The following is a 9902-nucleotide window of genomic DNA, read 5'->3' on the forward strand; positions in this document are numbered from 1 at the left end:
TTATCACGCAATTTCTTTCTCCCTATTTACTGGAATATTTTTCATGACATTACCATCGAAATAATACAAGTTCGCAAGTACTTGAGTATGGCTGCTGCAATAGGATATTGTTAGTCCAAATAAATAATAGTAATTACGATCCGAAATAAAACCTTTTACTTTATTAGTATCGTGGTCGGTAATCCTCCCTTTCTTGGCTTCAACTATAAGTAAATGCTGTTGAGCAACTTGGTCATTAATTCTTGCGTGTATTAAAATGTCAGGTCTTACAGCTTGAATACCATCAACTGTCTGTAACATTTTAGGGTTTCCATAAAATCGATTATATTCAATATCGACTTTATAAAAATCATATTCTGTCCCCATCAAGTTATTTTCAAGATAAAAAGCAAGTCGATGATTAATTGTCGTTTCGTGAAGTTCACGGTTTAGTATTCTTGCGTCAGGCGAAATTTGTTGAGGCATTACAATATCTAAATTAAAAATGTCACTGTCATTAACGATAAGTTGATCAATGCTTGTTGCTAGAAGTGTTTTAATAAATTCAATTTGTTTTTCGGTCGGTTGTTGCATTTGTATGGGTTTAAAATAGCAGGTACTTATATATATCTGACGATATCCGACTTATCTACCCTAAATTGAGGCGATATACCTGATAAATATCAGTTTTTATTTATTCAACTCTTTTTCAATTTCTTTAATAAGTTCAATTGTTAGTGGTTTTGTATTTTTGTCGTAAACCCTTATGTTATTATTACCTAGTTTAACAAGAAATTCAATTGTCTTTTTAAATTTTGGGTCTGAATACAATTCTTGTTCTGGTTTATCTGCATTTTCTATCATTTTATCAAAACACTTAAACAGAAAATCATTATAATATTTATCAACTTCGTTAATTGCTGGTACAAATATTTGATAATAATTTAAGATTTTCTGTTTTAATTTTTCGTCTTCGATATAACCAATTTTACCACTAGACTTAAAACCTTCATAATTACCAATATTCATTTTTGGTCCATGCGAATAAATTGGGAAATCAACTTTATTTTTAGTATTATAAATACTATCTAGTTGGTGAGGCGTTAATGCTAAAATTTTCTCATAGCTTATGTTTGACTTTTTGTATGCCTCCTTTTCATCGTCGATGTTTTTTACATCATTTTGCAAATCATTCTTTAAATTTTCAAGAAACACCGTCACTTCTTCTTGTTGATGTTTGTGTTCGCTCCAACTGTGTAGCGATATTGAAAGTGTTACAGCAAAAACGATTATAAAAATCTCTATGATGATTTCCTTCACTTTCTCTCCCAATGTATGTTTTGAATTTTTCACAGTTTTATAAATTTTTCCTGAATGTTTCGTTATTTCTTCTTGCATAATTTTTTTGCTAAAATATCTTCTTATTATTTTATCGAGATTTCTTTACTTTTAGTCACTTTAGGAATATAAATAAGATAATCGTACCCCTTTATAACTCTAGATAAATACGCATCATCTAGTTTCAGTTTGTTTTCTAAAATAGATTTCTTTAATGGTCTTAAATCATAACAATACCATTGTTCCTCTTTTTGCACATTCAGAAAAGATTTAAAACTACTGTCATCACTTTCGTCTTCTCCTTTACCAATAAGCATTATATGCAACGATTTCCTAAAACTTGCCTCTTCAACATTAAGAACTAAGCTACCAATATCATATATATCAGTTTTCATTAATATGGTTTCACCTTTTGGTAGATGAACCGCACCAAATTTGAAAAGATTTTTTTTGTCTTTCCAATTAGGCATCTGGTTTAGCAAGATGCTTTTCATCAATTGAATCCTTAAAGGATGATTTCTATTAAGATAAATCTCTCTACTTAATTTTAATGCTTCAATTTGTTTTCGCTCATTATCAGAAAGTTTTAACTTCAACAACAAATCTATTTTTTGAAGACAATCTTCAGATAATAGGTAGAATTTTTCATAACCCTCTTTAGACGCACCTCGTTTAGAATTATTAAGCATTTGCTCATATATCTCAATTACTTTTTTATTTTTTGAAGTTTCTTTTAAAGTCGAAATTATCATTTGATCTGCAAAAAGGCTAATTTGCTCGGCACCATATATCTTGGTATTACGTTTAACTAAATCCTTAAACAAATTAAATTCAGGTTCATACTCCAAAAAAGAAAAGTTTGTACTATATTCTTTAACAAAAGAATTAAGCTGTTCGGCAGATAGTGATTTAACTTTCTTTTCGATTATATCTACTGAATAAGGATCAACCTCAAGAAAATAATTATCAAACTTAACCTCATTGATAATAGCATTTGTGAAATAAGGAATTTCGTTTGTAAAATGACTTTCTCCCAACAAAACCGAATTAGATTGTTTTATTTCATCTAGCAAAACATCCCATCCCTTTCCCTGAAATGAAACGTTTTTATCGTTTTGGAAAGGAAAACTATTCTTTTGAACTAAACTGTCTAGTAATATGTTTTGAGCATAATTAAAATTTGTAATAAATAATGTAAGAAGTAAGAGTATTATTTTTTTCATGTTGTATTATCTTTTTTTTGGTTTATTATTTTTTGGTTTATTATTAAGGTTCTCGAAAATTGCTCCAACTTATTTATACGTACATCAAAACCACACAAAGCGATCCAAATTAGGGTAGATATATATGATAAGTATTACACATTATTTATTTTCAAATATATAATTTTTCCATTATAAATTATTCAAAAGGATTTTTATTTAGCTGGATGTTTTTGATACTTAAATGAATGTGGATATACAAAAAAGCTCCAGATAAATCCGAAGCTTTGTTTATTTTATTTAGATTTAGAAAGCAATGTCTGAATCAGATTACGGCTGCGAAGTCAGGAGACATTCGCACAGCACTCTAAACAAATTTATCTTTTGAAAAGACTATTCGCAGAACTGGCAATAATCTATTTGATCATGTAAAACTAATACTACGTACCACCTTACTATTTTCTTTTTATTCGTTAAATGCTCAGTTTTCTTGAAATATCCAATAATTGGTTATACCTTTGCACCCGAAACAACGCGGGATAGAGCAGTAGGCAGCTCGTCGGGCTCATAACCCGAAGGTCACAGGTTCGAGTCCTGTTCCCGCTACTAAAACGAAAAAGCTTCAGAGAAATCTGGAGCTTTTTTTATTTTATTTAGAAAACAATGTTTGATTCAGATTACGGGTGCGAAGTCAGGAGACATTCGCACAGCACTCCCACAAATTTATCTTTTGCAAGAACTCTTCGCAGAGCAGGTGCTTTTATTTTTTTAAGTTTCTTCAATTGTAGTTTCTTCATCAAGTTCGTCATTTATCATTGGTTCAAAATGACGTTTTTTAAATTCATCTTTTTCTAACAGAAAGTTCGTAAACTTATTTAATGTGTCTTTCATTGCTTGATTTATAACTAAAACGTCATTTTCTTTGAATACGATACCGTCGTTAATCATTTCGGTAATAATATAAAAATCATTTGGGTCTACATAGTTGACATTACCTGTACTATCTATTTTTCTGAAGCGTCTATATTCTTTACTTTTAAATTTTTCTGTTAATTCTTTATATGTAAAATTTAGTTTTTTTTCATCCTCAATTAAGGCTTTCATTTTTCTAAATAATATTGAGCTTTTCAACTTATATCGGTCGAAAATGGCATCATCCATTCTTGTATATTGATATGTTTTCAGGTTTTTAAATTCTGAAATCATTTTTAATCTCTTTTTTTTATCTCTATAAGTGTCAATTTGGGCAGAAATAAAAACAATAAAAGCAATAATTAGAACTCCAATTACAAAATATGAAATAAGACGAAGTAATTGAATCCAAATACTTCCTAAATAAGTTTTACTCCAAAATGAAGTTTCATCTTTAACATCAATTGCATTTACAACGCTTATACTTTTTTGTCCAGCAATTTTACCGAAAGAAATTATTTTCGGAGTGGTTCCCTTAGTATGTAGAACAAGTAATTTAACAATGAAAAATTCACCAGACTCAATTATAACTTGCGAAAAACTAATTTTGTCTTTTTGATAATCAGTAACTTTTAGATTTCTTTTGATATAATCATTACTTGTTTGTATTATTTGTGGTACCTCGATAATTTTGCCGGTACTTATTTTTATTCCAAGAGGTTCATTACTATCGTAAAACTCTTTAATTATATTTTCATCACCATTATTTATTATTTTGACTGTATAGATTCTTAAGTTTTCTTTTGTTTGCTTAAGATTCGTACTATCATAATAAACTTCTAGTTTATTAATATCAGCATTAAAGTCTAAAACATTTGTATTTGCAACTACTTCATATCGGATATCAACTTTTTTTTCTTGTAAGAAAGCATAAATCGTAATTCCTGTTCCTAATAAACCTAATAAGGCTAAAACTGTTCTCGATGCGAAACTTTCAAAAAAGCGTTTAAAAATATTTTCTTCCATATTTTGTATTTAATTTTAGTGAACTTATTTCAGTAGTTGTCATTTTTTAGTATTACCACTTACTTATATACGTGATAAAACCACACAAAGTCAACCAAATTTGGCTAGATATGTGTGATAAATTTTACACATTATTTATTTTCAAAGATATATTTTTTTCACTGCAAACTGTTAAAAGGACATTAAATTTGATCGATGGTTTTTAGCACTTATATGAGTGGCGATGCAAACAAAAAGCAGAGGAACCTGTTCAATGAGAAGTCTTTTTGTTATTTACAAGAACTATCTGGATTATTAGAAATAAGAACTTGATTGATTTCACTCAACAACTCAAATTCATCCAAAGGAAACAACTGGAGAACAACTTCTAAAATAACATTCACATTTATAGGAGATTTTTTATCTGTTTCTGAGATTTTAAGTTCATCTTGATTTAGTGCCAGAACGCATAATTTAAGCATGCTACTAATAAGACAACCAAGCTCATAATAATTCCTTAATTTGATTTCGGCAGTATAAAGATCTGTTTTATTATTAATTGATTTCAATGTATTTAAATATCCATCAGTTAATCTTTTAATATACTCTAAGTCATTAATTTCTTTCGTTTCCATATCGTGTTTATTTTATTTACTTTTTTCAATTTATTTTCTTTGTTATCATATAAGATAACCTAATAATGTAAATATATAACAAAATTTGAATTATCATAAAAGATAATTTATTTTGAAACAAACGATACAGCAAAAGGTTGGAAAACGGATTCAGGAAATTCGAATTGAGAAAAATATTTCTCAACAGGAATTAGCCTCAAAATGCAATTTTGAAAAAAGTAATATGTCGAGATTAGAAAAAGGAAATGCTAATGCAACGCTTTCTACCTTAGAAAAAGTATGTGACGCTCTTCAAATAGATTATATTGAATTATTTAAATTTTAACTCAACCTCGCAGATATACACATCATAGACAATAGAGAAACTCAAATCTGTGACGACAAACACAGGTTCAAGTTCTGTTCTACCACTAATACAAAGCTTCGGAGAAATCTGGAGCTTTTTTCGTTTATATTTGCTTGCATTTTAATAATAAAATACTGAAACCAAATAAAACATTACAATCAGAAACAAAAATGAAAAAAGAACTAATAACTATTTTATTTGCATTTACTGTTATAAATATGTTTGGGCAAACTCCAACTACTTCAAAACCTGATAAAACGAATTATTCTAATGATAAATTACTTCCTAATGAAGTGGTTACTAATAAGGTTATAAGTCCGCTCCAAAAAGTTGAATTAGATGAAGTAGCAATCCTAATTTATGATTACGATGGTTCTATTTTTTCATATGATTTTGATTCCGAAGATAATAATTGGACTGTAAAAGCCACAGATGCTAATACCGAAATGTGTGCAAATAAAGTAACCATACACGATGGTGTTGTATATATTCCGTTTATAAATGGTGAAATTTTTGCAATAGACAATGTAACTGGTGATGCTTTTTGGAAATCAAGATTAGGCAACATTACAGATCAAATTATTCTAAAAGATCAAACTCCAGTTATACATAACGGAAAACTTTATATAACTGCTCAAAATCAAGATCAAACTAGTAACCTATATGCTCTTAATACAAAAGATGGTAGTTTAGCTTGGACTTACAAGTTAGACACTCCAAATAACGACATTCCGGTACTCTTTTTTGACAACAAAATTTTCACCCAAAGCGCATCGAATGTTTATAGTTTTGACGCAAATACAGGAAAAGTTCTTAACCAAAAAACCTTTGAAGAACCGATGTATGGAAAACCTGTAACTGATGGGGAGAATGTTTTTATAGCAAATGAAAAAGATTTACTCTTTGCCTTAAGCCCTAACAAACTAGATATTTTATGGCAATTTAAATTAGATGAAAATCAACATAATATTAAAGAACGCATATTTAGCAAAGACAAAAAAGTATATTTTGCAGCACATGGTTCTAAAGTTTCTTCTGTATACGCTGTAGATTCTAAAACAGGAACGCAGTTATGGAAAACTGATTTTAAAGATGATAATGTCGAATATATTACTGAGCATGATGATACTCTTTGGGGATATACTCGTAAAGGAAAACTTTTTAAACTAGACTTATCTAATGGTCAAATTATATTGGAAATAAAATTAACTACCATACCGGTTTCAAATATTGAGTTTCCTGAGGATGATAACTTGTTCTATTATTATTGCGATGCCGGTTTGATTCAATACAATTTACAAGATAAAGAAGAAAACGTATATTATATGCGAACCTCTCTTAAAGACAATATATATAGCGCATATATAAAATTAGTTCAATAAGATGTTTTTTATACATCTTTCATATTAATAAAACTTAGTTTTAGCCAAATAGAACAGACAGCAATTTCGCTGTCTGTTTTTTTTAGGCTCTTAAAGCCTTTACAAACATGAGTGCTCTACTCATGCAATTAAATCAAACGGATTGATTCTTCTATTTATTTAAGAAGTTAATAGAATTGAAAACCAAATAGACTTTGACCAGTTATTACACGAAATCAATCACTTCTTCAAATTGCATAACATTATCTACAATAAAAAAATAATTTCGGTCTTTAAAATGTCTTTTTGGTTGTGGTTTTGAAATTTAGAAAATATGATCGTTTTCGCTACTTGATTGTACATTAATGAACATTTGAAAACGAATATTACCACCATTTAATTTTTACAAAAATTACACATTGTTGTAAAAAAATACGCTCAAAAAATAAATTCTAAATTTCTTCTAAATTGACCAATTACTTTACCTTTTATTAAAGAGTTAGAAATAATCAAAAACAAATAGATTAGTAAAATTGCAACCAAAAGATTTCAGGCATTATTAAGGTTTTATTAAAAAGATTAATGGATTCATAGATCATTTATCATTGCCTTTTTAAGTTAATAGAAAAGCGACATAACCCGATAATTGCTTGAAAACTAATTAAAGTAAAAAACATCAATAAAGAACATAATGAATGCAAGTGTCATTAATAACTATTTAAAACTTAAAACATCTCTGTTTGTTTTACCTCTATTTTTTTTATGTGCCATAATTTTGTTCCTGTATAGCCAGCAAGCTTTATGTGCTGAACATTATGTACAAATTCAAAAAGATTTTTTCTTTTTTATTAATTCACACCTAGGACAATACCCCAATCTCGAATATAATCTTACTCAATTGGGGGACGGTCTTGTTTTTTTATCATTTTTAGGTCTTTTCGTTATCTATGCGCCCAGAATATGGGAAGCTTTACTATCGGGTTTATTAATGTCGCTACTATTTTCTTGCCCCTTAAAAAGCATATTTGCAGTACCAAGACCTGGAGTAGCATTTTTTGATGATCATATTATCATTATCGGAAAAGCATTGTGCGGGCATAACAGTTTACCTTCTGGACACTCTATTACAGTTTTTACAATACTTACAATTTTAATGTTTGCTTTTATGCCTCAAAAGTTGAAGTTTAAAATTCCATGGATTTTTTTAATAATTAGCCTAGGATTAATTGTTGCCTTTACAAGAGTTGCTATAGGAGCACATCATCCGCTTGATGTTATTATTGGGAGTATTATTGGATATATCTCTGGACTTTTAGGTATTTTTATCAGTCGAAAAAATAAAACCTGGAATTGGATTAATAATAAAAAATACTATCCTGTTTTTATCTTACTGTTTCTAGTTTGCAGTATTTCATTAATCAACAGGATAATTGATGAAAACTTAATAATCTTTTATTTTGCTTTTATTAGTTTAGTCGTTTCAATATATAAAATCACAACTGTTTATGTTAAAAGATAACTTAAGAATAACTCATTTTGTTTTATTGATGAGTTTTTTAAATTTTTTATTCTTCCATTTACCATTTTTCACCTACGTATTTAATAATGTAGATTATAAAAGTTTAAACGGTATAATCCTAATTATAAGCTTAATAATTATAATGCTCGTTGTAAATGCTTTTGTTTTTTACCTGATCTTTTCTATCTCACATTATCTTGGGAAATTCTTATTAGTTGTGTTCTTTATTATTAATGCAATTGCGGTTTATTTTGTTAATACTTATGGTGTCATAATAGACGAAAGTATGATTGGTAATGTACTTAATACCAATTATGAAGAGTCTAGTAATTTTTTCTCTTTTAAATTAATTGTATACATCATTCTGTTTGGTATTATTCCTAGTGTTTATATTATTAAAGTTAAAATAATAAATACTGCTTTAAAGCAATTTTTAACCATTACTTCCTGTACTTTATTATTTATTCTTGTTTTAGTTTTTGCTAATGCAAGCAATTGGTTGTGGATCGACAAAAATTCTAAACAATTAGGTGGCCTCGCAATGCCTTGGTCATATTCAGTAAATACCTCTCTTTTTTATATTCATAAATACAAAAAGAACGAGAAAGAAATTTTATTGCCAGATGCTGTAATTAAAGATAACCAAAAGGCGGTTGTAGTTTTAGTTATTGGAGAATCTGCAAGACGAGAGAATTTCTCTTTATATGGTTATGGAAAAAACACTAATCCATTGCTTTCTAAAACAACTAACTTATTTCATTTTGATGCCAATTCTTGTGCTACATACACTACTGCTGGTGTAAAATGCATTTTAGAACATACTAATAGTGATGATTTATATGAAATTCTACCCAATTATTTATACCGAAATAATGTAGAGGTTATCTGGAGAACTACAAACTGGGGCGAACCTCCGGTGCATATAGAGAAATACCAAAACAGAGATGTTTTAAAACAAGATTGTAAAGGGGAAGACTGTGATTATGATGAAGTTCTTTTGACTGGATTAAAAGAGCAAATATTAGCCAGCAAAAAGAATAAAATATTGATCGTATTACACACAAGCACGAGTCATGGCCCAACATATAGCAAAAAATATCCGTCTCGATTTGAAACTTTTAAACCCGTTTGCAATAGTGTTGATTTAGGAAAATGTTCTCAAACCGAACTTGTCAATGCGTATGATAATACTATCGTTTACACAGATTATATCTTACACAATGTAATTGAAGATTTAAAACAATTAAAAGAGTATAAAAGCTCCATGATTTTTGTTTCTGATCACGGTGAATCTTTAGGTGAAAAAAATCTATATATGCACGGAGTTCCTATAAGTTTTGCGCCTAAGGAACAATATGAAATACCTTTTATTGTTTGGGTATCTGATAATTCAAAAAAATTGAAACCTAATAAATCTGTATCACAAAATCATGTATTTCATAGCGTTTTAAATTTTTTAAACATAGAGAGTCCTATTTATAATGAAGAAATGAACATTTTTAAATAATTTGATTCCCCAATGTCTCGATTTCGAAAATAATAGTTTTTAATACGGTAAAATAAGATTTTATAAATTTAATTTTTGGTATGAAGTCAGTGTTATTC

General features: G+C 28.6%; 9 protein-coding genes and 1 tRNA gene. 5 read left to right on the top strand and 5 right to left on the bottom strand.

What is annotated here, in order from left to right:
- Positions 1–3: 3 nt before the first annotated feature.
- The 3 genes from IW20_RS04385 to IW20_RS04395 form a co-directional block, all read right to left on the bottom strand.
- On the bottom strand, positions 4–573 hold the full coding sequence (locus tag IW20_RS04385) for a hypothetical protein (RefSeq protein WP_035619350.1): 570 nt from the start codon (positions 571–573) through the stop codon (positions 4–6).
- A gap of 96 nt (positions 574–669) precedes the next feature.
- Positions 670–1377, bottom strand: a complete 708-nt coding sequence (locus IW20_RS04390; RefSeq protein ID WP_035619351.1) for a DUF6090 family protein — start codon at positions 1375–1377, stop codon at positions 670–672.
- A gap of 26 nt (positions 1378–1403) precedes the next feature.
- Entirely contained in the window at positions 1404–2540 is a 1137-nt protein-coding gene (locus tag IW20_RS04395) for a hypothetical protein (protein ID WP_035619352.1), read from the bottom strand.
- A gap of 512 nt (positions 2541–3052) precedes the next feature.
- Here IW20_RS04395 and IW20_RS04400 point away from each other — a divergent pair.
- Positions 3053–3125 (top strand) — tRNA-Met (locus IW20_RS04400).
- A 162-nt stretch (positions 3126–3287) separates the two neighbouring features.
- Here IW20_RS04400 and IW20_RS04405 read toward each other — a convergent pair.
- A complete protein-coding gene (locus tag IW20_RS04405; protein ID WP_035619353.1) occupies positions 3288–4457 on the bottom strand; it encodes a hypothetical protein in 1170 nt (389 codons plus the stop codon).
- 269 nt (positions 4458–4726) lie between these two features.
- Entirely contained in the window at positions 4727–5071 is a 345-nt protein-coding gene (locus IW20_RS04410; protein ID WP_035619355.1) for a hypothetical protein, read from the bottom strand.
- Between the two features lie 112 nt (positions 5072–5183).
- Between IW20_RS04410 and IW20_RS04415 the strand changes: the two genes are divergently transcribed.
- The 4 genes from IW20_RS04415 (at position 5184) to eptA (ending at position 9804) form a co-directional block, all read left to right on the top strand.
- Positions 5184–5396, top strand: coding sequence for a helix-turn-helix domain-containing protein (locus IW20_RS04415; RefSeq protein WP_051885542.1), 213 nt, complete (start codon positions 5184–5186; stop codon positions 5394–5396).
- 191 nt (positions 5397–5587) lie between these two features.
- On the top strand, positions 5588–6799 hold the full coding sequence (locus IW20_RS04420; RefSeq protein ID WP_035619373.1) for an outer membrane protein assembly factor BamB family protein: 1212 nt from the start codon (positions 5588–5590) through the stop codon (positions 6797–6799).
- 670 nt (positions 6800–7469) lie between these two features.
- Complete coding sequence (locus IW20_RS04425) at positions 7470–8297, top strand: phosphatase PAP2 family protein (RefSeq protein ID WP_035619359.1); 828 nt, start codon at positions 7470–7472, stop codon at positions 8295–8297.
- On the top strand, positions 8284–9804 hold the full coding sequence (gene eptA, locus IW20_RS04430) for a phosphoethanolamine--lipid A transferase EptA (protein WP_035619361.1): 1521 nt from the start codon (positions 8284–8286) through the stop codon (positions 9802–9804). The genes IW20_RS04425 and eptA overlap by 14 nt, the downstream gene beginning before the upstream one ends.
- Positions 9805–9902: the final 98 nt, after the last annotated feature.

It is taken from the genome of Flavobacterium hydatis, from assembly GCF_000737695.1.
Taxonomy (GTDB): domain Bacteria; phylum Bacteroidota; class Bacteroidia; order Flavobacteriales; family Flavobacteriaceae; genus Flavobacterium; species Flavobacterium hydatis.